This window comes from Cupriavidus sp. R6-3 (genome assembly GCF_059772245.1).
This window is the reverse complement of the sequence record NZ_JCBAJO010000008.1, coordinates 21,977-45,433: the sequence shown is the minus strand read 5'-3', so window position 1 is coordinate 45,433 and position 23,457 is coordinate 21,977. Positions and strand designations below refer to the sequence as shown.

The window sequence follows — 23,457 nt, the reverse complement described above, 5'->3', positions numbered from 1 at the left end:
ACATGGCCTAACAGTATGCCGATCTTGCTGGCATCAGCACGTGCCTCGCAGCTCGCCATGGGGGACCGGCCTCCCTAAGCTCGTGGCTGGCGCCGCGGGAAGGTCAGAATAAAGCGGGTGAGACCGCCTGACGACTCAGCCGAGATTCCACCGCGGTGCGCCACCATGATGGCTTGCGTGATCGACAAGCCAAGCCCCACGCTGTCCGAATCAGCGCGCGCCCTGGACTTGTCGGCCCGAAAGAACCGGTCGAACAACGACGGCAACAGCTCGGGATCGATCCCCTCGCCCTGGTTCTCGACCACGATGGTGGCGCCGCCGTCTTGCTCGCATGCCTTGATCACAATCGCTTTGCCGCTGGGCGTATACCGCAGTGCGTTCGACAGCAGATTGCTCAGTGCGCGGCGCAACATCAGGCGATCGCCCACGATGCTGGCGTCGCCCTGCAGGCGCAGCTGCACACCCTTGTCCTCGGCCAAGGCGTCGTAGAAATCAAACAGCGCGCGGGCCTCGTCGCCGACATGGATCGACTCCTCGTTGGGCAGCGTGATGCCGTGCTCCATCTTGGCCAAGTAAAGCATATCGGACACCATGCGGCCAAGGCGCAGCAGCTCCTCGGCGTTGGAGGCCAACACGTCGCGGTACTTGGCGGCCTCGCGCGGCTGCGACAACACGACATGGGTCTGGGTCATCAGGTTGGTGATCGGCGTGCGCAATTCGTGAGCCAGGTCGGACGAGAATTCGGACAATCGCCGGAAATCGTCCTGCAAGCGCTCGAGCATGGCATTCAGCGTCGCCGCCAGATCGGCCATCTCCACCGGCACGGTCTCCACGGGCATGCGGGCGTCAAGGTGATTCGACGTGACACCCTTGGCGCGAGAGGCCATCGTTCGCAACGGCGCCAGACCGCGCCTGGCTGCCCACCAGCCGAACAAGCCGCTGGCGAGCACCGCCAACGTGGTATAGAAGGCCAGCGAGCGACGAAACGCGTGCATAAAGTGGGCATGGATTTCGGTGTCCATGCCGACCATCACCGCCAAGGGCACCGACTCGCCGGGCACTGTCGCGTGCGCGCGCATACCTCGTTATTCCTTGTCTCCCTGCTGCCAGCTCAAGGTCGTCTCATCCGGTCCAAGCCGGCCAATAACGTTGAGCATGGCGCCAAAATCGAACCCATTGGTGCGGTAAATGACGTCACCTTTCGCGGTGCTCACATGGGCGACAAAACCGGGGTGATGTTCCACCATTTCCGCAAGACGGCTCGGCAGGTGCGTGCTGGATTGCTCCTGAGCGATCTTTTGAATCAGACGAACGTTGTCCCCAAGCACCACATAATCTTCGTCGGCAAAATGCCGGTCCATGGAAAGCCAGATCAGTATTCCGAGGCCAAGTAGCACCAATGCCGACGTCAGAGAAAACAACAACGTCAGCCGCATGGTCAGCGACATACGGCGCTTCATTCTTGCCCCTCGGGCGCTTCCAGCACGTACCCCATGCCTCGCACCGTCTGAATCAGCTTGGCGTCGAAGTCGTCGTCGATCTTGGCTCGCAAGCGGCGAATCGCAACGTCGATCACATTGCTGTCGCTGTCGAAGTTCATATCCCACACCTGGGACGCAATCAACGAGCGGGGCAGAACTTCTCCCCGCCTGCGGGCGAGCAGTTCGAGCAGCGCAAACTCCTTGCTGGTCAGCGCTATCCGGCGACCTCCGCGCGAAGCGCGACGTCGACTAAGATCAAGAACCAGGTCGCCCACCTGAATGCGGTCCAGCCCCATCTGCACAGTGCCGCGGCGCAGCAGCGTCCGGACGCGAGCCAACAGTTCGGAGAATGCAAATGGCTTTACCAGGTAATCGTCCGCGCCGAGCTCCAGTCCCTTGACCCGATCAGCGACGCTGTCGCGGGCAGTAAGGAACAAGACCGGAACCGCGCTCTCGGCCGCGCGCAGGCTCAGCAGAATTCTCCAGCCATCGAGGTCCGGCAGCATGACGTCGAGAATAATCAGATCGTAAGACTCGTTGAGCGCCAGGTGTTGTCCATCAAGCCCGTTGCCAACCAGGTCGACAACGAATCCGGCCTCGGTCAATCCCTGGCGCAGGTACTGGCCTGTCTTGGATTCGTCCTCTACGACGAGCAGTTTCATGTTCGAGCTTCCTTTTTCCGATTGTATGGCTGCGCTTGGGTCAGCCCATGGCGAGTCTACGCAGCCCTGCTCCGAGTGGCCCGGACATTACCGGAATGTAATGTTCAGGTAAGTTGTCGGTAGCCTCGTCCTCGTTACTCTCTCTTTGCCGCTGTCCGATGCGGCCATTCAAGCAAAAAGGACTATTTCATGGGACGTGATCGACAGTCTGGCATTGTGCTGGCCAACCTACCGCGCCGCCGCTTCGTGCAGGGTCTGGCTGCGGGGGGTGTGATGGCAGGATTGTCCGGTCTTGGGGGCATCGCGTGGGCCCAAGCATCAGACAAGCCGCAAGGTGCCGCGTCGGGGACGGCGCCGGTGCTGCGGGGGACCGAATTCGACCTCGTGATTGGCGAGTCGGTGGTTAACTTTACGGGCAGCCCGCGGGTGGCAACCACCATTAACGGGATGTTGCCCGGGCCGACGCTACGCTGGCGGCAGGGCGACACGGTAACGATCCGGGTCACCAATCGGCTGCGCGAGCCGACCTCGATTCACTGGCACGGGATCATTTTGCCGTTCGAGATGGATGGCGTACCAGGCATCAGCTTTCCCGGTATCGCGCCGGGCGAGAGCTTCACCTACCGGTTCAAGGTAGAGCAGACTGGCAGCTATTGGTATCACTCCCATTCGGGCTTTCAGGAGATGACCGGCGTGTATGGCGGCATTGTCATCGACCCGGCCAGCGGCGTGGACGGCGTCCGGGCTGATCGCGATTACACGGTGCTGCTGTCGGATTGGACCGATGAGGATCCGATGCGCGTCCTCTCCAAACTGAAAGTCCAGAGCGACTACTACAACTATAACCAGCCCACGGCGATCGACTTCTTCCGCGACGTCTCGAACGACGGGATCAAGAGTGCGCTCGCCAAGCGCAAGATGTGGCAGCAGATGCGGATGAATCCGACCGATCTGGCAGATCTCTCCGGTGCCACCCTGACCTATCTGACCAATGGCGTTACGCCGGCCGGCAACTGGACCGGTCTGTTCCAGCCCGGCGAGAAGGTGCGGTTGCGCTTCATCAACGGCTCAGGCAATACCTTCTACGATGTACGCATTCCTGGCCTGAAGCTTAAGGTGTTCCAGGTTGACGGGCAGAACATCGAGCCGGTGACGGTCGACGAGTTCCGTTTCGGCGCTGGCGAGACTTGCGACGTCATCGTGGAGCCGCGGGACGAGGCCTATACCATCTTTTCGCAGGCGATGGACCGCACCGGCTACGCCCGTGGCACGCTGGCCACGCGAGAGGGCCTGGTGGCCGCGGTGCCTGCGCTGGACAAGCCCAAGTGGCTCACCATGGCCGACATGATGGGTAGCATGGGTGGAATGGGCGGCATGAATCATGGTGGTATGGCCATGCAGGGCATGGACCACGCCGGCATGGACCATGGCTCCATGGGCATGCAAGCAATGGGACACGGCGCAATGGCCATGGACCACAGCCAGCACGGCATGGGCGGCATGAACAGCATGGGCGCTGACGCATCGCTCAAGGTCCCGAGCACCAAGGCGCGGCACGCGAGGACCGAATACGGCGCCAGCACGGATATGCGGGTCGACATGGCGCGCACCAACCTGGACGACCCCGGCATCGGCCTGCGCAACAACGGCCGTCGCGTGCTGACGCTGGCCGACCAACATACCATCGGCGGTCCGCTGGACCAGCGCGGCCCAGGGCGCGAAGTCGAATTGCACCTGACCGGCAATATGGAGCGTTATTCGTGGTCCTTCGACGGTGTCGAGTTTGGTAAATCCACCCCGGTCTACTTCAAGTATGGCGAACGGCTGCGCGTCATCTTGCATAACGACACGATGATGACGCACCCGATGCATCTGCATGGCATGTGGAGCGAATTGGAGGCGCCGGATGGTGCGTTCCAAGCGCGCCGGCACACCATTGCCGTGCAACCTGCGCAACGAATCAGCTTCCTGGTCACCGCCGACGCCTTGGGACGATGGGCTTGGCACTGCCACTTGATGTTGCATATGGACGCGGGGATGTTCCGCGAAGTGGTGGTGGCCTGACCTTAACCGACTAAGAACATGCACAACAGAATAAGCACGATACTGGCCGCTCTACTCGCCACGGCAGGCATGAGCACCGCTTGGGCTCAGCACGCCCACACACCGAACAGTCAAGCAGAGCCGACTGCGCGCGGTGTCGCTGAGAGCGCTGGCCCGGCGCCGAAAGCAGGCCCGCAAAGGGAGCCTACCGGCACGCAAGGCGTGGATGACAGCCAGATGCAGGGCATGGACCATAGCAAGATGCAGGGCATGGATCACGGCCAGATGCAAGGCATGGACCATAGCAAGATGCAAGGCATGGACCACGGCCAGATGCAGGGCATGGACCACAGCAAGATGCAAGGCATGGACCACGGCCAGGCGGCAGACATGGATCATGGCGACATGCAGATGCAAGGCGGCAGCCCCCCGGCTGACGCACGCGATCCGCATGCATATTCCGGTGGCTACCAGCTCGGGGTAGGGAAATACGCCATCGGACCCGCGCGATCGCTCCATATGGCAGACGAGCACGTGTTCGCTTCGGTGTTGGTCGACCGGCTCGAATGGGTCAAAGGCAACGAGAGCAATGCCGCTGCTTACGAGGCACAGGCGTGGATCGGCGGCACGTATAACAAGCTCGTCATCAAGGCCGAGGGCGAGGCGGAAAAGCGCAAGATCCACGAGGCCCGCACCGAACTGCTCTGGGGTCATTCGATCGCAACGTATTGGGACACCCAGCTCGGTGTCCGTAACGATGCCGGCTACGGACGACCAAGCCGGAATTGGTTGGCATTCGGCGTGCAGGGCCTGGCACCGTATTGGTTCGAATTGGACGCTACCGGCTATGTCGGCACGGAGGGTCGCACCGCGCTGCGCCTATCCGCGGAGTATGAGTTGCTCATTACCCAGCGTCTGATTCTGCAACCGAGAATCGAGGCAAACTTGTATGGCAAGAACGACCGGGAGATCGGCGTCGGCAGCGGGCTTTCCAGCGGCGCGGTCGGCGTGCGCCTGCGTTACGAGTTCAGTCGCCAGTTCGCGCCGTACATCGGTATCGAGCGGTATCAGACCTTCAGCAATACCGCCGACATGGTTCGCGCCTCAGGCGGCCGTAGTGGCGAAACTCGCTTTGTGGCGGGTGTCCGGATGTGGTTCTAAGCAACTATCTATAAATCTGTAATCGGAGTTCATCATGCAAGCGCCCCGCTTTACCCTTCGTGCCACGCTGGCTGCCGCTGCCGTACTGGCTAGTTCTGCTGCTTTCGCGCACCCCAAGCTCGTTTCATCCACACCGGCGGACAAGGCAGAGGTGTCGGCTCCGCAGAAGATCGAGCTGAAGTTTTCGGAGAACCTGGCGACCCAATTTTCCGGCGCCAATCTCGTCATGCCCGGCATGCCGGGCATGGCCAACCATGCGCCGATGAAAGTTGCGGCCAAGGTGTCTGGCAGCGACGATCCCAAGACGATGGTCATCACCCCAGCGCAGTCTCTGGCGCCGGGCAGCTACCGGGTGGAATGGCGCGCCGTGTCGTCCGACACGCATCCGATCACCGGTAATATCGCTTTCACCGTTAAGTGATCCACTGATGGACTGGACAACGGTTGCGGTGCGCTTCGCGCTCTATGTCGATCTAGCGGCGCTGTTCGGACTGCCGCTGTTCGGGCTGTACGCCTTGCGCCGTGACGAGATGGCGTCACGACTTGGCACGAGCTTTGTCGCTATTTGCACGGCGCTCGCTGCCATTGGCGTCGTCTTCTCATTGGCTAATATTGCCATCATGGCCAAAGGCATGACCGGCGCATCGGCGTACTCGGAGCTGCAAAGCCATGTCTTCGAAATGATCGTGACCGGCACCGATTTTGGTGCGGCCTGGGCGATGCGGCTCATTGCGCTGCTCCTGTGCGTGGCGATAGCCTTGTTTGGCCGCCGGTGGCCGACGCTTCAGTTTGCGGTGTTAACTGCGGCGGGCGGCGTGGCGTTGTCCACCCTGGCCTGGGGCGGTCATGGTGCCATGGACGATGGCGTTCGCCGCTACGTCCATCTTGCGTCCGATATTGCCCATTTGATCGCCGCCGGAGCCTGGGTCGGCGCCCTTCTCGCCTTCGTTCTGTTGTCGCACACCTCTAGCGCGCCTCAGAATGTGGTCCTTCTGAGCCGCACCTCCAACGGATTCGCCCGCATTGGGACTCTCGTCGTCGTCACCCTGGCCATCACCGGCGCGGTCAACTACGGGCTCATCGTGGGGCCAGTGTTGCCCGAACTGTCGCTGACGTCGTACGGTGGGCTGCTCGTGATGAAGCTGGCGCTATTCGGTGCAATGCTCGCGCTGGCCGCGGCCAATCGCATTCATTTGAGCCCGCGGCTCGAGCGCGCCATGCAAGGGGGCGACCAGGCCGGCGCCGTTCGGGCCCTTCGGCGCAGCCTGATGTTCGAAACCAGTGCCGCCACCCTGATTCTGGCCTTGGTTGCCTCGCTCGGCATCCTGTCGCCCGCTGGCGCGTAGCATGCCAAGGTTGCCCGATGCACTGCACGACCTGCGTCCCCTTCCTCCGTCCACCGCCAAGGAGAGGTCATGAAGACGATCAAATCATTACTGTTGGCGTTGAGCATGTCTCCGATGCTGGCGACTGCCGCCGGTATGGAGGGCAATCATGCCCATCATGACGCCGCAATCAAATCCGCTGCAGGCCAGCCTGGCGATTCCGACAAGGTAACGCGTACAGTGAACGTGGCAATGCGCGACACGATGCGCTTTACGCCCGAGGCGATTGTCGTAAAGGCCGGCGAGACGGTACGCTTTGTCGTGCGTAACCTCGGCAAAGTCGACCATGAAATGATCATCGGCACTGCCAGCGAGTTGCAGGCACACGCGCAGATGATGCGCAACATGCCGGCAGACAAGCATGCTGGCCCGAATCAGGTCACGCTGGCACCCGGACAGCAAGGCACGCTCGTCTGGCAGTTCGCTCGGCCTGAGACGGTGGACTTCGCCTGCTTGGTGCCCGGTCACTTCGAGGCCGGCATGGTGGGCAAGATCGTCGTCAGATAACAATCGAGCATCCTCGACACGAGCGCGTGGCCGGCCCCGCTCCCCCGCTGCCAGCGGCCAACTGCCAGCTGCCAGCTGCCAGCTGGGCCCAAGGTTTGCTCGGCTCTCTAACTGGTATAGCGGACTCCGGGCGCGGCGCTATGGCTGGCTCGCATGCTGATCGGTGACTTCGCGCTGCGCCGCTTCCACCTTGTCCGGCCACGTGCTCTTGATGTAGGCCAGCACCGCCACAATGTCGTCATCAGACCGATCGAATGCCGGCATGTCGCTCACATAGCCTGCGGGCGCGGTGACGCCTGGAACCAGTCCATGCTTGGTGATCGCAAAGAGCACCGCGTCGGCATGGTGCCAGGTATGCCCGGAAGCATCGTGCGGGGGCGCTGGCATGCGGCCATTGGAAAGTCGCTCGCGCCAGTTGGCCCGGCCTTGGAGCTTTGCGCCATGGCAGGACGCGCATGCCTGCGCATACAGCTGCTTGCCGCGCGCACGCGTACGGCGTCCGACGCATCGATGCGTAGCTGCCGGGCCGAGGCGGGCCGCTTATCGGCGATTGCGGCCTCCAGGTAACGTTTGGTCTGCAGTGCAACGGCGACGGCGGCGGCAGCGCCTAACGCCAACCATGCGGCGATGCGCCAGCGCGAATTTTCTGACTGTGCCATATCGGTTGACCGGCAGCGCCTGGCGCGCCGCCAGTTCGGCCATCAGTCTTTGGAAAACGGCCTGCCAGCAAAATCGACGGTCACCAGCTTACCGTCCATCTGCCCCATTCCAGGGGAGTTGGCTGGCATGCCGGGTACCGCGACGCCTTTCATCGATGGCTTGGCAGCGAGTTTTTGGATCGTCGTTGCCGGAACGTGGCCCTCCACCACTTGGCCGCTAGCGTCGATTACGGCGGTATGGCAAGAGGCGAAGTGTGCCGGGACACCGAGCTTGTTCTTCGTTGCCGCAACGTCGGGCGAATTGACCACCTTGGTTCGGATCCCTGCCTGGTTGACATGCTTGATCCACTCTTCACAGCAACCGCAGTCGGGGTCTTTATAGACCGTCAGCGTCGGCGATGCAGCATAGCAAGCTTGCACCGACGGCGAGCAACGCGACAGCCAGGATACGTTTCATCGATACTCCCAAGAAAACGATGGCGATGCGTGGCTGGTAGCGCGACGCGGCACCCACTGCGCTATCAAATATTGGTCTGCCTTAGCCGCAACGCGTTTGAATCACAGACGCGGAACTCAAACTCATCGCCAGCGCGGCAATCATAGGCGAGAGCAGCCACCCGGTAAACGGGTACAGTACCCCGGCCGCCAACGGCACGCCGAGCGCTTTGTAGAGGAACGCGAAGCCCAAGTTTTGCTTCATGTTTCGGATGGTGGCTTTCGATAGCGGCCGGGCCCGCGCAATTCCGCGCAGGTCGCCTTTGATCAGCGTCACTTGCGCATTGTGCATGGCGACATCGGTACCGGTTCCCATGGCGATGCCGACATCAAACTTGGCGAGCGCCGGCCCATCATTGATGCCATCACCGGCCATGGCAACGACGGCGCCGCCCTGCTGCAGCCCGGTGACTAGTTCCAATTTGTCTGCCGGCTTAACGTCGCCGTGAACCTTGGCAATATCCGGCTTTGCCGCGACCGCTTTCGCGGTGGCCACACCGACGCCGGTTGCCATGACTACTCGGATGCCTTCGGCCTTGAGGGTGGCTAGCGCTTCGGGCGTGGAGCTCTGGATGGGATCCGAGACGGCCAGCAGGCCGGCAAGGCGACCATCGACGGCGAGATACATGACACTCGTGTCTTGCGCCGGCAATGCATCGGCCCCTGCAGCGCTTCAGTTGCGCTGCCGTCGGTTTGCATCCGCGCGGTATTGCCGATCGCCATCGTCGTGCCCGCTACCCCGCCGCGCATGCCGATGCCGGTGTTCGGCTCAACGTCTTCCGCGTTCACCAGCGCCAGGCCACGGGCGCGGCCAGCCTCCACCAAGGCCGCAACCAGCGGATGTTCGCTGCCATGGTCAAGACTCGCCGCCAGACGCAGAACCTGCTCGTCCGCAAAGTCATTCGCCCCAATGCGCGCTCGGAAGCATCGTTGCGCCTGAGCCACCATTTGCACGATCTGCGACAGCACCGTTTGCGAGCCCACCTTGTCGGACCGAATGACTAGCCTGCCGAACCGCATTCATCGTCGCGCCGATGACACGCTCGCTTGACTGACTCCTTGTTGTCGTGGCGCTGCCAGGCCAGCCGCTCCGTGGAGAACGCCAGGCAGGCCATCGGTTATACGGTGAAACTGATGCACGATCAACCGCTGCGGCCGCCCAGCAGCGGCCGCGAAGCACCGTGGCGGCCAGACCGATGTCATCTGCAGTGGCAACCGTCGGCGCACGCGCATAGCCCGAAACTCGCGTATTCGATCGGAGTAACTGCCTTAGCAGGGCAGCATACGCGTCCCCGTCGTGGGAAAGTCAAGTGGGACGATGGCTCAAAATACGCCCCCTACCGCATACGGGGTGATGGTCTAGCCTTAGGAAAGCATTTTGGGAGGCCGAAATCAACACTGACGGGCAGTGCGCAGTGTCGCACCCAGAAAAATTCCAGGAGGCAGCGCAGAGGGTAGTATCCGGCAGGGCCGCGGTGCCATCATTAGAAACGAACGACGCCCGGTGTCGCGAAAGGGATTCCGCGATACTGGGCCTCGCTTCGGGGCCAGTCCGGTATGAGCAGCCCCGCTGCAGCAAGATTAGGCGCCGTCCGTGAAGGTGTCACGATCGCCGGCCGCATGGTTGCCATCGGTGAACGGATCGCGCGTCCCCGTGGTATGGCCCCCGTGCGTGTACGGATCGCGCGTACCCATCGCGTGCGCCCCTTCGGTAAAGGGATCGCGCGGCGAATTGACACCAGCATGGGCGAAGCCAGCAATGCTGCCAAGCGTGGTAACGGTCAGTGCCACAAGAGCGGTTCTCTTCAACTTCAGCATAATGTTTCTCCTATTGGAAAGGGCTCGATGAGCCTATGAGTTCAGTCTAGCGCGTAGCACCGAACCAAGAGCTGACAGCGACGTTACAAGCGCGTCATCTCGCTCGTTGGCTGCAGCGCTGCCTTAGTTCATCAGCCACCGGTGAAGATTTGGCTGCGTTCGATGTAGACCCGCACGCCCTTTGCATTGGACAACGCCGGAAAGAGAACGCTGAGATCGACAGTGCTGCCGTGAACGAACTCGGCAAACGTCCAGGCCATCTCCTGAGCACCGCTCCGGAACGTGACCGTGTCGCCGGAGGCCACGCGCACGGATTTCAGTCCTGGCGTAAGCGTGACCGCCCGTGATGCCGTGTTGGCCTGAGCGGGACTGCCGAAAAGCGCCGCCTGAGGTCCCAACGAAGTGGCGGCGTCCGATCTAGCCGTTGCCGCTGCCACGCCCGGAGCGGGCGACGTGCCGACCGGCTCGGCGGCTTGCCGCTGGACGTGCTCGGCCCAGTTATCGCCGGCGTTCGTTCTGGCCTTGTCCGCACTCCATGCCGTGGAAGTGGCCATCAGGGTAACGATGGACAGCGCGGTGAGCGCAGTTGTTTTGGTTTTCATGAAGCTCTCCATTGACGTCTCGAGGTAGAACCTCTTGAGCACAATGGTAGGCAGGGGCGCCTCTCCGAAGCGTTACTCGACTATTACATCCTCGTAAGTGGCGCGGCTTGTCGCGGGCGCCGATATAAATGGTTGGTGCCATGGTGAAGTAGCGAGGGTTCTCCGACAACGCCCGTCTGGCATGGGCCACAGGGACTGAGAGTTCCCTTACTTGTCGGCGATCGAGCCCCAGGCCGATACGCGTGGCTTGCACAGACAAGCGCTACTAGCATCTCGAACACTCGGGCGGTCGTGGTCTAGACGACGCCAAGCCTAAGGACATGCTGGCCTGGGTCGGTCGGGATCTGAACCGGTTATGGGTCAAATCGGAAGGCACGCATATGTACGGCAACACGGTGGAGGCAAAAGCTGAGGCATTGTGGGGGCACGCCTTTGCGACATTCTGGGATTGATAACTCGGGGTGCGCCAAGACTTTGGCAATGAGCCGCCGCGCACTTGGGGCGCCTTTGGCGTGCAAGGTCGGGCACCGTACTGGTTGATATCGAAGCCACGGCTTATCTAGGGTCGGCCGGACGCGCTGTCGCCCGGCTGCGTGTTACCTACGATATCCGCCTCACGCAACGCCTGCGGTTGACGCCGGAACTCCAGGCGAGCCGGTTGCGGCGCGAGGCATAGGCAGCGGCGTGTCCGAGTTCAAGCTTGGCTTGCGACTGCGATACGAAATCCGACGGCAGTTCGCCCCCGACCTCGGCGTGGTTTGGGGCAAAAAGCTGGGCAATACCGCCGATTTTGCGCTCGCGCCGGGGAGCGGACCACCGACAAGCAAATCGTTGCCAGCGGGCGCATCTGGTTCTGAACGCATTTCAGGCGCTGGTCAGGTGCTGGCCCGCGGGTGGTTAACCGCCAGCTTGCCGTGTGATTACATTTCGTATCCAGCTTACCAAGGCCAATCGCGTGCAAATAGAATGGCGACTATGGTCACGCGGCGGCCCTAATATGGGCGCGGCGGCTTGTGGCGTTAGTCTGAGTCCCGTTTGCATTGCCATGCCTGCGCAGCTTGGCATGAGTCGCCAACCCAGGAATGATCCATGAACGTCGGAAGGTTGCTAGTCGTGCTCGGTGGTACAGCAATGAGGATCGCGCCCGGCTCGATCCGCGCCATTTAGCTCGGTCGGAAGTCCACGCGAAATCTCAGTAGCCGCTAGTGGCAACAGTGCGACGGCGGGCCGGCCGCTACCCCGCCCGCGATGTGGCCTACCGTGGACCAGAAATGGGCAATTGGGTTGCTGTACTGTGCGGCGCAGCGGGACAGGGAAACCCGGCGATACGCGCTTGCCGCGGCACCGGTTATTCAATCATGGCAACGGCGCCGCGACTGCGCCGACTCGGACCCAGCGAAGCCATTGCGAGATGCGAGGCGGCAAAAACGTGACCGCGGCGAGCCCCGACCGCCGACACCGCAGTGATCTTGACGCGCCCTTTCGACACGCGCTTCAGCACGTGCAAACGCAGTCTTAACCTGGGCCATCGAGCGAAAGGAGACCTTGAAGATGAAAAGCGTACTCGTTGTTGCAAGTCTGATTGCCGCGGTATCGCTTACCGCGACCGCGACCGATCTGAGCACTGTCGTGAAAACCTATGAACTCAAGGACGGTTCAAAAGTCCACGTTTTCAAGGACGGCAAGATGGGGATGGAGAACAAGTACGGGAAGGCCGTCAACATGCCACAAGGCAAGGTCATGGAAACTAAGGACGGCAGCAAGATCCTGATGAAGGGCAACGAGGTGTTCCGCCTCGAGGACGCACTGATTCAGGGTCACCGCGAAGGCGGCTAACCGGGCGACTTGACATTGGCCAGCGCAAGCGGGCGCCCATGAGGCGTCCGCTTTTTAGAGCTAGTCCGTGCCTTACCAATGTCAGCGTTACTCAGCCCTCTCCCAAGATGAGCGCGGATGCACTATTTAGCCTCAGGGTAGACGGACACGCTGAGGGGCCGGGACACCTGCAGTGTTGGGCATGACGACCATACCCATAAACCCGCGGCGATACCGGCCGCGTACAACGCATTGCGTGCCCGGCGTTATCTTGGGACCCGGGCCGGCTCATTCCCGGAACTGTCTAGTACCAGCACACAATCTCTTCCTGCGACAAGCGTTCGGCACCATGTTGCGTTGGACCGGCCCCGACGTCGATCAACCACTCAGCAGGGGGGCGACTCGGCCGGGCCACCCGGCGTGAAAGCGGCAGGCGCCGATCAAGATCCAGGATGGCTGCTTGCGCCTACGCCGAAGCCCTCGCACCGACCCGCAACGCCCATAAGCCGGCTTGGATACCATTCAATCGAAGTCTCCCTCAAAGATGTGGGATGTGACCCGTCGCGCGATGTAATGGTAAGCCGCGCGCTGTGACATGCTCAAGGGTTGCTCGGTCGCGTTTGCCTACTGCAGCGCCCACGATTCTAGGCGGCGGGCCTATCAGGAAAACTATGAGACATGGCAGTAGTGTCATTTTTGACAACGCTCGACATCAAGGGGCGCGTCGTCACGCACCCTTCCCCTTCTTAACCAGGTTCTTTCCGGCTGCGCTGCTCGTTGCAGCGACCGCTGCGGTCGACAGAAGTTGCATCGTCCCGGATCAATGTAACCGGCTTGCAATGTCGCAGTAACCTTGGTCTGACTAGACTTCAGTGGCCTACCAAATTCCAAAAAACATGGCGGGCTGGAGACACTATGAAAAGAAAAGGAATTACTGCCGCGGGCATGCTGCTTGGGTCGCTGTCGCTGGGCGCCTATGCCCAGACGAGTGTCACGCTATATGGCGTCGCAGATGTCGGGATCGAGTATGTGTCGAATGTACCGTCATCGAGCGGGGGCAGCAACCAAGTGCGCATGTCGGCTGGCAACATGTCGACCTCGCGCTGGGGCCTGCGGGGCACGGAAGATCTCGGCGGTGGCCTCAAAGCGGTGTTCGAACTCGAGAGCGGATTCTCGCTCGATACTGCCCAATCGAGCAGCGCTGGCCGTTTGTTCGACCGGGGCGCGCTGGTCGGTCTGTCCAGTCAATATGGTCAACTCACCCTTGGTCGCCAGACGACGGTGCTATACGACACCGCCATTCAGTTTGACCCGATGGGTTTCGCGCCGCGATATTCGCTCTTCAAGAGCGACGATACCATTGCTGGTCGCGCGGACAATTCCGTCAAGTACAAAGGCACATTCGGCGGGCTGACCGCCATGGCACTGTACAGCTTCGGCCGCACTGGCGGCGGCGAGGTCCCCGGCGAGCCGAAAGCAGACCGGGAGATGAGTGCCGGTCTGATGTATGCGACCGGACCGCTTTCCGTTGGCGCACTGTACGACGAGTACCGAGGGCTGACCGTTGCGTCACAGGGGCGGAAGGACCGGCGGGCGCTGGTGGGGATCAGCTATGGGATCGGCCCGGCGAAGCTGTATGCCGGCTACCGTTGGCTCAACGGTGATATCTCAAGCGCCGCGACGGCGATGCGCTCCAATCTGTATTGGGCAGGCGTGCGCTATCAGTTGAGCTCGGCGCTGTCGCTCACCGGCGCTGCGTATTATACGGATGTGCGGGGTTCCGACGCTGATCCGCTGATGTTCGTCGCCTCGACCGACTACGCGTTTTCCAAGCGCACCGACGTGTACTTCAATGTCGGCTATGTCCGAAACAAGGGTGGCTCGCAGCTGGGATTGAATGGCTTCAACGCCAGCAGTGGCGCCCCGGTCAACGTCGTGCCGGGCGATAACCAAACCGGCGTCGTGCTGGGAGTGCGGCATAAGTTTTGAGCCTAACCGTTCAAAGAACTCAAAGTCGAACGGTCCTTTTAGCGAAGGGCAAGCAGCCACCGACCGCAACGCCGTGGCTACTTCATGAAAAAATTTCCGGACCGTAGCGACGGGGTTAAAGCCAAACGCCCCTAGCTGCGCGCCGTGTTTCGCTCAGGAGGAAACGTCAGAAGCGCGTTGTGCCGTCCGACGATTCCGCCGAACCCTGGCCACCATATGCGACCAATATGGCTTGCGTGATGGAAAGCCCCAGCCCCACGCTTTCGGACTCGGTGCGCGTGCCACGGAATGGCGAAACGCCTGCATAAATGCGCATATCGTCCGCCGAACGCGCCGACCATCGATATCTGGTAGCCTGACGTCCTGGATAGTTGCCTGGACTCTATGGGGACAGGTGGTGGACGATCGTCTGTTGAGTTGAGCGGCCATTTCCGGGAACTACCGGAAGCGAAAGGCATCACGGCTGTTATCGCGCCAAGCCTGCTGTATCGGGCTGCTGAGGACGTGCCGTCTGGCGGCGCGTGCCTGACCATACGGCGACTTCGGCGGCTATGCCCAACGCCGCCAACAGGCCCACGCGGGCCGCCGAGCGACTCGCTGTGGGCGGTGGCCCTGACGCTTACACGCGTGCCGCTGATATTGGGGGGAACTAGGGTCTAGCCATATCGCGGCGTTTGCTGCGCAACGCGGGCGCGTGGCCTAGCTGCGTATGCGCGGTTGCAGGCCAGCATAGCGTGGCTAATGCAGTCGCGCGAGGACATGCAAAATGTCGTTGCCCCGCGTCGTGATGTGGAGACGATCGCCGTAACCCAAATTTTCCAGATGCACCAACTGCCGCTCAACCAATGCCTCGATCGTCGCGCGATCGAGGTCGGCGACATTTGGTGCTGCGTCTTCGATCAGCATGAGTGTGGCAACTTCATGTGGTGTCAGCATCGTTGTCTCCAGAACCCCCAGGACTGAATCGGCGGATGATTCCGCTCTCGCAGCGACGGGCTTCAGTATTCATTCAATGCCGGCAGCGCAGAGTCGTCAAGGTAAGACACTGGTCGCGGGTTTGCCATAAGGCGATGCCTAGTTTCCTTGACGGCTATGAGGCCCCCTTTACCAGCTGGGCCATCCAGACCAGTCCCTGCATGGAATGCCCTACGACTTTGGGGGCGGCGCTAGTCGTGCGCGGCATTTCTTACCTCTTCTGGGCGACATAACGATTGCTGCCGCGCACCGTTTGCCGATCTCGGCTACGACAAGGCTTCGGCATGCCCAACCCATCTCGGAGCGCAGTTTGGGCGGCGTGCGCAGCTGAAGGCGCACAGCCGTGTCCCAGTCTGGACCCTGCTGGAGCGGCACGGAAATCCCTATCCGCGATGCAAAAGCCTGAATGCCAGCAAGCCGGCCGCTTGAAAACCGCGCTGCTGCTGGCGCAGGCGTGCACACCGCGACGGGGCCGCGCAGGTTCGCCGCGGAGCCCATCCTAGGCCCCGTAACTGAAGTCGGTCCGCGTGCCTGGAGCGCCGGCTTGCGGTGGTTGCTTGGTCCCTACTTCGCGATGCCGTCGACCGGCACCTTCTCTCCAGGCCTCACACGCGAGAAATCGCCGACATGCTGCGTCTGCGCCGTGGCGCAACTTGAAGCCGATGACCAATGCAGTGCCGATCAGGATTGGACTGATGGTCCCGGAATCAGCGCCGGCGCCGCGCCGTCATTCTATGAAAAGGAAATCTTGGCGTGAGCGCAGCAAAAACCTAGATTCACGGTAGCGCATTGCCGTTTGCAAACCGCTTCGCTGGTTTGTCAGTCGAGCCACAGACCCGCCCATGGTTCGCCCGCTGGTATCTCCCTGTACGACCAAGGAGGACATTATGCGTATCCTATTGCTGATCACGGTCATGTTGGGTGGATGCGCGACCGTCGGCTAACGTACCGCGCAAGCCCAGCGCGACATGGACATCTCACTACGGGTTCGGGGACCGGCTTGCAAAAGCTTGGACATCCGAAGGCTCGGATCCGTGGCGTGACTGCGTGTTACGGCTCAGTGCAGGAAGCGGACCATCTATGCATCGACGGTTTTGAATCCGATCGCCCCGTACCACGGGGCGTCTCACTGTCAGTTGGCTTCCCACGCAGCCCCGACGCGTAGCAATTGCGCGTTGCATTACCGCTTCCGGTTCTTTTCAATTGCTGCGCGAATGCGACCCACGCACTGCTTAACCTTACCCCCGTGAAAAGGTCCATAGTACAAATGAGGACGGCATGTCGGCGATCACGCCATGGCTGCACCACGCGCCGTGGCGGGACACCTGCTCGCCGCGACGACGCTATCGCGCGTCGGCTCGGAGGGCCCAATGCGTAAGCCTATGAATCAGCTTTTGCGTGTCATCGTGCTGCTGACCTTGGCACTGGCTTTGCCCCTGCGCGCGCACGCCTGGCCATTGGACAGTTGCTGTATCGCCGGCATCGCCCAAATGCTGACACACATGCTTGTTCAAGAGGGGCAAGCCAGTGTCGATACCAGCAGTCAACATGACTGCGTCAGTCAATCCAGTTGTGCCGGTCGTCTTCCCTGCCCGGCCTCCGCGTGTGCAGCCTTCGCAGGCACGCCGTGGGCCAGCGGATGGGCCACGGATGCATGGGCCAGCGTGTTGGTCGCGCATCCGGAATTCGCGTATCGCTCCATCGTTCCGCCCCGTCTCGAGCGCCCGCCCAAACGGAACCGTGTGTAGCGCGATCCGCCACACAGGGATGCCGCACTTGGTGGCGTCTCACCAGCACGCTCCTGTCTGACTTGGACATCAGCGGCGTTGCCGGCCGCTCTCTTGGGTTGGCCGGCGAGCTGCATACACCGAATGAGGAAAATCATGAAGTCCCTACTCCACGCTCTCGTGGGCGCCGTCTCCCTTGGAGTCTCCCTGTCGGCCGTCGCCGGGCCGAACTGGGATGTGATTGAAAGCGCTCGTACCGCCAAACGGGCTGAAGCGCAGCAACACAAGCCACAGAAGCCGGACGACTCCAAGGCGATGTTGCGCCACCATGACGCCATGATGCAAAAGTGTCGCGAAATGATGGATCAGACCAAGTAACCCAGCCGCTCTCCGGTGCGCTGCGTGCGCGCGGTCGCCGGAGCGATCTCCGGGCGGGCATCAACTAGGCGGCCACCGCCCTTATCCGGCGCACTACGCGGCCGCCGGTCCAGCAACAACTTAGCCCGCCCATCATGCGCTTATGCATCAACAGCATGCCTACCACAGCCAGGATGGCAATCACGCAGATGATTGTGCACACAACTCGCACGGAGGCGGCTCTTCCGATGGACCCGCGATGGGTGGCACGCCGCAGCCGCCGGCACGAATGAGCGACTTCGTCAACGGTGACGGCGCAACGAATCGACGCTAGGGATGTCTTCGCCATGCTCGACCGGACGCTGAGACGGCATCCCGTCGCCGCTGGTGGCGGCCGGAAGAACCGACGCGTTTAATGACAGCGACGTTGCAGTCCTGTAGTCCGCGCGGGCTTTCGCGTGACCGTAGAGAGCCAAAAAGTTAGCGTCATGGCCGTTCTGCCGTTGGCAGCCGATCGTGCTACGCCATGGCGCGGCATGCCTGCGCACAACGCCGGCACGCTTGAGCGCATTCCTGGCAATGCTGAGCCGCATGTCGCTCGCACTCGGCACCGCATGCTTCGCAAGCGGTCGCGCAAAGGTTGCACAGATCCTTGGCGAAGCGACTTCCCCGCGCCATATAGGCGCTGGCCATCCGGCACATTGCGGCGCAATCGAGATCCAGGCGAATGCACTCGGCCATCTCGTGTACGTTCGGCTCACTTAGACACGAGGCGGCGCAGTGCTCGCATGCCACTGCGCAAGCATTGCACTCGTCGATACAGTGTTGAAAATTCTGATGCGGCATGGTCGGCTCCTTGAAGTGATGACGCCACGTCGGCGCCGCTATCGTCACAGCAATATTTGGACCGGCCGCACCGCGAGGCCGCAGCGCTCGCACGTTTTGCCCTCCCTTTGCTCGCGACGGTGCTATGACCGCGCTCATTTCCGCTTAAAGATTGAGGCCAAATTACAAGGCGAGGAATATCTTTCAGGAATAAGCTTGCGCGTTGATTACAGCCCGGTAATGTCGTGGCCTGCCGGCACTTCGAGTTTATGGCGACTTAGTATTTCGCTGGTCATGCGCGGATGACTCCGTTTGATTCGCTTCCTTGGGAGGGGCGATGCCAACATTGCTCGGGCTGACCAGTTCGTCCCGCACACGCGCCTCTTCTCGCGTTGCCTTCGCCGACGAGCGTTCTCCCGCGCGATGCCCGGCGCTCAATTTGAGACCAGCATTCACGCGCGGGCTATCCAATCACGGCACGCGCTTTGCTATCTGCTTTGCTATCTGTTGGGCTGCCAGTGCCGCCGCGCCACCAAGGGACGGCGCCCGGCGCACGCAAGCACCATGGCGTTGACCCGCGATGTCGGGAAGTCCTGGACGCCTGCGCCGATAACCTGTGCCGCCATGAAACTCGGTACAAGGAGGCATGATGGGCTCGATCTCCATCTGGGCGGCCACGCGCCCGCGTCGGCCTCGACCGGCCCTTGAGGGCGACCTGCGCGTCGACGTGGTGATCGTCGGTGCCGGCATCACGGGCCTGACCGCCGCCCTGCTGCTCGCAAAGACCGCCCGGTCGGTGGCGGCGATCGAAGCCCGTGCCGTAGGCGCGGGTGATAGCGGCGGCTCCACCGGTAACCTGTATCAGACCGTCACCGGTGGCCTCGAAACGCTGGCGGCTAAGTGCGAAGCGGACACCGCCCGCGCCGTCGTAGCGTCTCGCGGGGAAGCGATCGCCTGGATCGAGCAGCAAGCGCAGGCGATGGGGCCGAGCAGCGGCTTCCGCCGCTGCCCGATGTACCAGTATCCGCTAAGCCCGGATGCCGAGCCGACCATACTGGGGGAGCTGAAGGCATTGCGCGCAGCAGGTCTGGACGCGCAGTTGGCCTCTGAGATGCCCCCCGGCTTGCCCGCCGCAAAGGGCGCGGTGCTTCTGCTTTCGGCACAAGCGCAGTTCCATCCGATCGGCTATCTGCACGCCTTGGCCCTGCAAGCCGAACACGCCGGCGCCCGCCTCTTCGAAAACTCCCCTGCCCTCGAGCTGGACCTGGAAGTCGGCGTCGTTCGCACACGGACCGGTACCGCCTTCGGCCACCATATTGTGCTGGCCACCCATTCCCCGCTGGGTTTTCACTTGGTGCAAGCCGGCATGGCTGTGCGCCGCGAATATGGTTTGGCCTTCCACGAACAAGCCGTTCCGGCTGGCATCTTCTGGGCGCAGGCCCATCCCAGGCTATCGGTCCGCGGATTGGAGGCAAACGGCAAGCATTACTTGCTTTGCATCGGTGAACACCACGAAACGGGAAGGCATGATGCAGCCGCGGCACTCGCTCAACTTGAACGGGCCGCGCAGGAATACCTGGCTGTCGGTTCACCCGTTCAGCGCTGGTCGGCACAACACTTTCATTCTCCGGACGGCCTTCCCTACATCGGCCGGGACGAGTCAGGGGCTTTCATCGCCACTGGTTTCTCCACCGACGGGCTGGTGTACGGCACAGTCGCGGCCCACATCATTACTGATCAGATCATCGGCGCGCAGAGCCGTTGGAGTTCGCTGTACCTGGGGTCGCTTCAGAGAACGGAAAATATTGCACGCTAAGCCAGTCGGCACGGACGTCGGCTACCGAGCGGCAAAGGCCTGACCTATTTGGTGTGCCCGCTTGACTTCGTCGCTTTGCAAGTAAATCGAGGTGGTGGCCACCGACGCGTGGCGTAGGTTATCGCGCACGGTGGTCAGTTCCGCGCCGCGAGCGAGGGCGTGTGTAGCGTGGGTATGCCGCGTCCAGTGGGGACTGGCTCGGCGCAGCTTTTCGGCGAGTGTCGGGTGGTCGCCGGCGATGATGTCCGCGGCCTGGCCAAAGAAGCGCCGCATTACCATCCACAGCCGGGTGCCGGTGATGTTAGTGACGCTGTCCTGCTCCAGGCTGGCGATCAAGGGTGTCCTGGGGTCCCAACGGGCTGGTGTCACCGGCAGTCCGCGCTGTACAAGATGCTGATCGAGTGCGGTTCGCGCAAGTGGCGGTAGCGCCACCTTTCCCGGGCGCCCACCTTTGCCGACCAGGTGCAGCCAGCGGTCGTTGCGCTCGTCAGTGCGGATATCGCCCAGCGTCGCGCCAACCAGTTCGCTGGCCCGCAGGCCGGTCGCGTAGGCAAAATCGAGAATGAAGCGCAAGCGCTGCGCTGCGGGCACGTCCCACCCGTACGACCATTCCAGGCCATCGGCAATGGTGCGCACCAGCAGCCATTCGCCCTCAGTAAAGCCACGTGTGGTATCGAGTGGCGCGACCCGCGTGCGGCCGCGGACTTTGATGCCGGCAAACGGGTTGGCCAATACATAGCGCTGCTCGATCAGCCATCGGAACATGGCGCCCAGCACCGTGAGGGCGTAGGCCGTCGAACGTGCCGATAGCCCCCGTGCGAAGGGGCGCCAGTCGGGCGCGCTGCGTGCCCGCGGTGGCCCGATCCAGCGCTCACGCGGAGTTGGTCGCCGCAGGAACCCGCGGTAGGCGATGGCGTCCTCGGTCGTAAGCGACGACAGCGCCCGACCGCGCTCGATAATCGCCCACAGGATCAGGCGTTCCGCCTCCTTGCGATAGGCGCGCTGCGTGGTCTGGGTTTCGTGCAGGGCGAGCCAGGCCTGCACGGCTTCGTAGTCGTTCGATGCGTCGAGCGTGCAGGCCTGTCGCGGTGCCCGGAAGCTGCCTCGCGAGCCGTCCACCTCGTCGGGCAGTTTCAGCCGCTCCCACGGGACCACCTCGCCTGGCGGCGCGCCGACGATCAGGGCACGCGCACGCTCCGTCAACCGCGGATGGGCGTGGAAGAAGGCCTCGATGTGCCGCGCGCTCGCTTGCCCCAGCCCCGGGATCGCGCCCCACCAGCGGCGCCGGCGCGGCACGCGCACGGTCAGGTCCGCCAGTGTGGAAATGCCGTGGGCTCGCAATGCGCGCACGGCCCGCGGTGCCAGCCACAGTTCAATGTCGTCGGTGACCTGTGGCTGCGGCGCAGGCAGAGCACGCAGAACCCTGATGGCCTGGCCATCGGCGAGGCCATCGGGATTGCGGGGACGCTATGCGTCGATTCACCTACAAACTTGGGCGCCAGCGGCCGTCAGCATTTTCGTTAAGTTGCTGAGGTGCGTTGGCCGTAGCGAGCGCAGACAGTTGTGACACAGCCGCAACAGCCCTACCGCGGCGGGGAGGGCTGGCAATCGCAGTGATGATAGTGTGGAACTTGCGGCAGACTGAGACCGCTAACCAACACTCCAGGGAGACCTTTCTTGAAACGGATCACCATCATTCTCACGGCCGTTCTGGCCTGTGCGTCGGGCGGCGTGTGGGCGCATAGTGGTGGGACTGACAGCCAAGGCTGCCATATGGACCACAAGACCGGCATTCGTCACTGCCACTGAAGTCAAGCAGTATTGCGGCGTCCGCCGACATCGCGGACGCCAGCGGCTTAAGGTCTTGAGTAGTTTGCTCGGCCTCAAAAAAGCGAAGCGGGGCTTCCCTTCTTGCGCCGGTCTCCGTCCTTGCCTGACCGCGCCACCCTTGCGGTTACTTCCACCTTCGTAGCACACGTTGAAACACCAGACTGTTCGGCAGCTGCAGCACCACCTCTTGTCCTTCGACTGTTGTTTCCAGTAAGGTGGTATAGACGAGATTTACGTCGAGCACACGGCCCTTAATTCCCGGCTTTTCCCCGTTCTCAAGAAGCTCCACAACATCCCCAATGCGGAACGCACCGGTGACGTATATCAGGAGCGCGCAGAACAGGTTCGAGAGTACACTCCACGCGGCGAAAAACGCGACCGCCCCGACAGTGGCAAATCCCGTGAATGCGGTCCACAGGACGGTTCCAGACACGCCCATTCGCTCCAGAGCCCAGAGCGTGGCAGCTACGTACACGATGGTCGCGACCACACGCAAAGACAGCGCCGCAACTTTTCCTGGCAGAGAATATGTATTGGTCAGCTTTCTAAGCAACCGCCGCGCGATGCGCACTGCTAACCATGCGCCAGCCGCAATCAGCACGACCTCGATAGCGGGAACAAGAATGTCGAACCAATCTGCCAGCCACTGCGGCAAGCTTTCGTGTATAGCTTGAAGAAGTTTGTTCATCGAAATAGAGATACAGCCACAGCACCGTACTGTGGCACAGATACCAATAATCGGATTTTTACCGTTCCGGTCTTTGCTTGAAGGTCAAGCGCGACAACTTACATGCCGGCGTCGTGCCTACACTCACCGGTTTTTGATCGAGGTGCAGGCTCGATCGGCTCAACCAACAGATCACCGAAAAAGTAGGCGGCAAATTGATGGCGATTGCTGAGGTTCGCCTTGGCGAATACGCCCGCGGCAATTGTCCGCACCGTCACATCATGCCACGCTAGCGAGTGAGCGCACTCTTCAAGGGTCAACCCTTTTATGAGAAGCATCGCCACTTCCGTTTCCGATGGCGTATATTTCCAGCGCTCGAACTGCAGCAGCATCGACTGCAACAACTGCCGCGTCGCCTGAATTGCCACCTCGTTTCGTTCCGCCATCACCTGCCCTCGTACCTTGGCTGCGCCAGGTAGCGCCTCAGAAACAGGTCGGTTTGGGCTGACACGACGACACCGTTTTCGAATCACGAACCAAAGGATCGCGAGGCCGCCCACTACCTACGCGACTGCGTCGGCGACGACATGAGCGTCCGGTGTTCGCGTTGCAAGGTGGTAGAAATCCCACGCCTGATAGGTCG

The 23,457-nt window shown here is 61.9% G+C and carries 21 protein-coding genes and 4 pseudogenes; 12 read left to right on the top strand and 13 right to left on the bottom strand.

All coding sequences use genetic code 11. The features are described 5' to 3' along the window. Positions 1-74: 74 nt before the first annotated feature. Both AC6EI8_RS03250 and AC6EI8_RS03245 read right to left on the bottom strand, forming a co-directional pair. Positions 75-1,460 (bottom strand): annotated as a pseudogene (locus AC6EI8_RS03250) (heavy metal sensor histidine kinase). Beyond that, positions 1,457-2,143: a heavy metal response regulator transcription factor gene (locus AC6EI8_RS03245; protein WP_012435768.1), complete on the bottom strand. Its 687-nt coding sequence runs from the start codon at positions 2,141-2,143 to the stop codon at positions 1,457-1,459. Before AC6EI8_RS03245 ends, AC6EI8_RS03250 begins: the two are co-directional and overlap by 4 nt. 189 nt (positions 2,144-2,332) lie before the next feature. Between AC6EI8_RS03245 and AC6EI8_RS03240 the strand changes: the two genes are divergently transcribed. The 5 genes from AC6EI8_RS03240 to AC6EI8_RS03220 all read left to right on the top strand — a co-directional run bounded on the left by AC6EI8_RS03240 (position 2,333) and on the right by AC6EI8_RS03220 (position 7,239). After that, positions 2,333-4,207: a copper resistance system multicopper oxidase gene (locus tag AC6EI8_RS03240; protein WP_151023046.1), complete on the top strand. Its 1,875-nt coding sequence runs from the start codon at positions 2,333-2,335 to the stop codon at positions 4,205-4,207. A gap of 216 nt (positions 4,208-4,423) precedes the next feature. Then, on the top strand, positions 4,424-5,347 hold the full coding sequence (locus AC6EI8_RS03235; RefSeq protein WP_053823090.1) for a copper resistance protein B: 924 nt from the start codon (positions 4,424-4,426) through the stop codon (positions 5,345-5,347). Positions 5,348-5,381: 34 nt separating this feature from the next. Further along, a complete protein-coding gene (gene copC / locus AC6EI8_RS03230; RefSeq protein WP_053821805.1) occupies positions 5,382-5,768 on the top strand; it encodes a copper homeostasis periplasmic binding protein CopC in 387 nt (128 codons plus the stop codon). Positions 5,769-5,775: 7 nt separating this feature from the next. After that, the gene (gene copD, locus AC6EI8_RS03225) at positions 5,776-6,693 is read left to right on the top strand and encodes a copper homeostasis membrane protein CopD (RefSeq protein WP_053821804.1); all 918 of its coding nucleotides are present in this window, start codon (positions 5,776-5,778) and stop codon (positions 6,691-6,693) included. Positions 6,694-6,762: 69 nt separating this feature from the next. Continuing rightward, entirely contained in the window at positions 6,763-7,239 is a 477-nt protein-coding gene (locus AC6EI8_RS03220) for a cupredoxin domain-containing protein (RefSeq protein ID WP_053821803.1), read from the top strand. Between the two features lie 138 nt (positions 7,240-7,377). Here the strand turns inward: AC6EI8_RS03220 and AC6EI8_RS03215 are convergent, their stop codons facing one another. The 5 genes and pseudogenes from AC6EI8_RS03215 to AC6EI8_RS03195 form a co-directional block, all read right to left on the bottom strand. Further along, positions 7,378-7,710, bottom strand: coding sequence for a c-type cytochrome (locus AC6EI8_RS03215; protein ID WP_162491058.1), 333 nt, complete (start codon positions 7,708-7,710; stop codon positions 7,378-7,380). Between the two features lie 230 nt (positions 7,711-7,940). Further along, on the bottom strand, positions 7,941-8,318 hold the full coding sequence (locus AC6EI8_RS03210) for a DUF411 domain-containing protein (RefSeq protein ID WP_226994872.1): 378 nt from the start codon (positions 8,316-8,318) through the stop codon (positions 7,941-7,943). A gap of 101 nt (positions 8,319-8,419) precedes the next feature. Continuing rightward, positions 8,420-9,311: pseudogene (locus AC6EI8_RS03205) on the bottom strand (HAD-IC family P-type ATPase); the annotation flags it as partial. A gap of 663 nt (positions 9,312-9,974) precedes the next feature. Next, the gene (locus tag AC6EI8_RS03200; RefSeq protein WP_151023048.1) at positions 9,975-10,211 is read right to left on the bottom strand and encodes a hypothetical protein; all 237 of its coding nucleotides are present in this window, start codon (positions 10,209-10,211) and stop codon (positions 9,975-9,977) included. A gap of 131 nt (positions 10,212-10,342) precedes the next feature. Then, positions 10,343-10,813, bottom strand: coding sequence for a CzcE family metal-binding protein (locus tag AC6EI8_RS03195; protein ID WP_158507260.1), 471 nt, complete (start codon positions 10,811-10,813; stop codon positions 10,343-10,345). Between the two features lie 320 nt (positions 10,814-11,133). Between AC6EI8_RS03195 and AC6EI8_RS03190 the strand changes: the two are divergent. The 3 genes and pseudogenes from AC6EI8_RS03190 (at position 11,134) to AC6EI8_RS03180 (ending at position 14,617) form a co-directional block, all read left to right on the top strand. Further along, positions 11,134-11,809 (top strand): annotated as a pseudogene (locus AC6EI8_RS03190) (copper resistance protein B). A 555-nt stretch (positions 11,810-12,364) separates the two neighbouring features. After that, complete coding sequence (gene copK / locus AC6EI8_RS03185) at positions 12,365-12,649, top strand: periplasmic Cu(I)/Cu(II)-binding protein CopK (protein ID WP_053821801.1); 285 nt, start codon at positions 12,365-12,367, stop codon at positions 12,647-12,649. Positions 12,650-13,543: 894 nt separating this feature from the next. Continuing rightward, complete coding sequence (locus tag AC6EI8_RS03180; protein ID WP_151023050.1) at positions 13,544-14,617, top strand: porin; 1,074 nt, start codon at positions 13,544-13,546, stop codon at positions 14,615-14,617. A 738-nt stretch (positions 14,618-15,355) separates the two neighbouring features. On the opposite strand, the gene AC6EI8_RS03175 is transcribed toward AC6EI8_RS03180, so the two are convergent. Next, positions 15,356-15,553 carry a hypothetical protein gene (locus tag AC6EI8_RS03175; RefSeq protein ID WP_151023052.1) on the bottom strand — a complete coding sequence of 66 codons (198 nt, stop codon included), beginning with the start codon at positions 15,551-15,553 and terminating at the stop codon, positions 15,356-15,358. Positions 15,554-16,974: 1,421 nt separating this feature from the next. Here AC6EI8_RS03175 and AC6EI8_RS03170 point away from each other — a divergent pair. Both AC6EI8_RS03170 and AC6EI8_RS03165 read left to right on the top strand, forming a co-directional pair. Further along, the gene (locus AC6EI8_RS03170; protein ID WP_144425795.1) at positions 16,975-17,340 is read left to right on the top strand and encodes a hypothetical protein; all 366 of its coding nucleotides are present in this window, start codon (positions 16,975-16,977) and stop codon (positions 17,338-17,340) included. A 135-nt stretch (positions 17,341-17,475) separates the two neighbouring features. After that, the gene (locus AC6EI8_RS03165; protein WP_144425794.1) at positions 17,476-17,697 is read left to right on the top strand and encodes a hypothetical protein; all 222 of its coding nucleotides are present in this window, start codon (positions 17,476-17,478) and stop codon (positions 17,695-17,697) included. 281 nt (positions 17,698-17,978) lie between these two features. Here AC6EI8_RS03165 and AC6EI8_RS03160 read toward each other — a convergent pair whose 3' ends face one another. Together AC6EI8_RS03160 and AC6EI8_RS03155 are read right to left on the bottom strand one after the other, a co-directional pair. Next, a complete protein-coding gene (locus AC6EI8_RS03160; RefSeq protein WP_162491053.1) occupies positions 17,979-18,269 on the bottom strand; it encodes a hypothetical protein in 291 nt (96 codons plus the stop codon). After that, positions 18,196-18,522 (bottom strand): four-helix bundle copper-binding protein, encoded by a 327-nt coding sequence (locus tag AC6EI8_RS03155; RefSeq protein ID WP_012435770.1) that lies wholly within the window; start codon positions 18,520-18,522, stop codon positions 18,196-18,198. Before AC6EI8_RS03155 ends, AC6EI8_RS03160 begins: the two co-directional genes overlap by 74 nt. Positions 18,523-19,147: 625 nt before the next feature. Here AC6EI8_RS03155 and AC6EI8_RS03150 point away from each other — a divergent pair. Continuing rightward, positions 19,148-20,317: an NAD(P)/FAD-dependent oxidoreductase gene (locus AC6EI8_RS03150; RefSeq protein ID WP_151023054.1), complete on the top strand. Its 1,170-nt coding sequence runs from the start codon at positions 19,148-19,150 to the stop codon at positions 20,315-20,317. Between the two features lie 21 nt (positions 20,318-20,338). On the opposite strand, the pseudogene AC6EI8_RS03145 reads toward AC6EI8_RS03150, so the two are convergent. Further along, positions 20,339-21,751 (bottom strand): annotated as a pseudogene (locus AC6EI8_RS03145) (site-specific integrase); the annotation flags it as partial. Between the two features lie 297 nt (positions 21,752-22,048). Here AC6EI8_RS03145 and AC6EI8_RS03140 point away from each other — a divergent pair. Next, a complete protein-coding gene (locus tag AC6EI8_RS03140; protein WP_223819874.1) occupies positions 22,049-22,126 on the top strand; it encodes a YHYH domain-containing protein in 78 nt (25 codons plus the stop codon). Positions 22,127-22,271: 145 nt separating this feature from the next. Here AC6EI8_RS03140 and AC6EI8_RS03135 read toward each other — a convergent pair whose 3' ends face one another. Continuing rightward, entirely contained in the window at positions 22,272-22,802 is a 531-nt protein-coding gene (locus AC6EI8_RS03135; protein WP_498381264.1) for a mechanosensitive ion channel family protein, read from the bottom strand. Positions 22,803-22,933: 131 nt separating this feature from the next. Then, positions 22,934-23,260 (bottom strand): helix-turn-helix transcriptional regulator, encoded by a 327-nt coding sequence (locus tag AC6EI8_RS03130; RefSeq protein ID WP_049768032.1) that lies wholly within the window; start codon positions 23,258-23,260, stop codon positions 22,934-22,936. Positions 23,261-23,457: the final 197 nt, after the last annotated feature.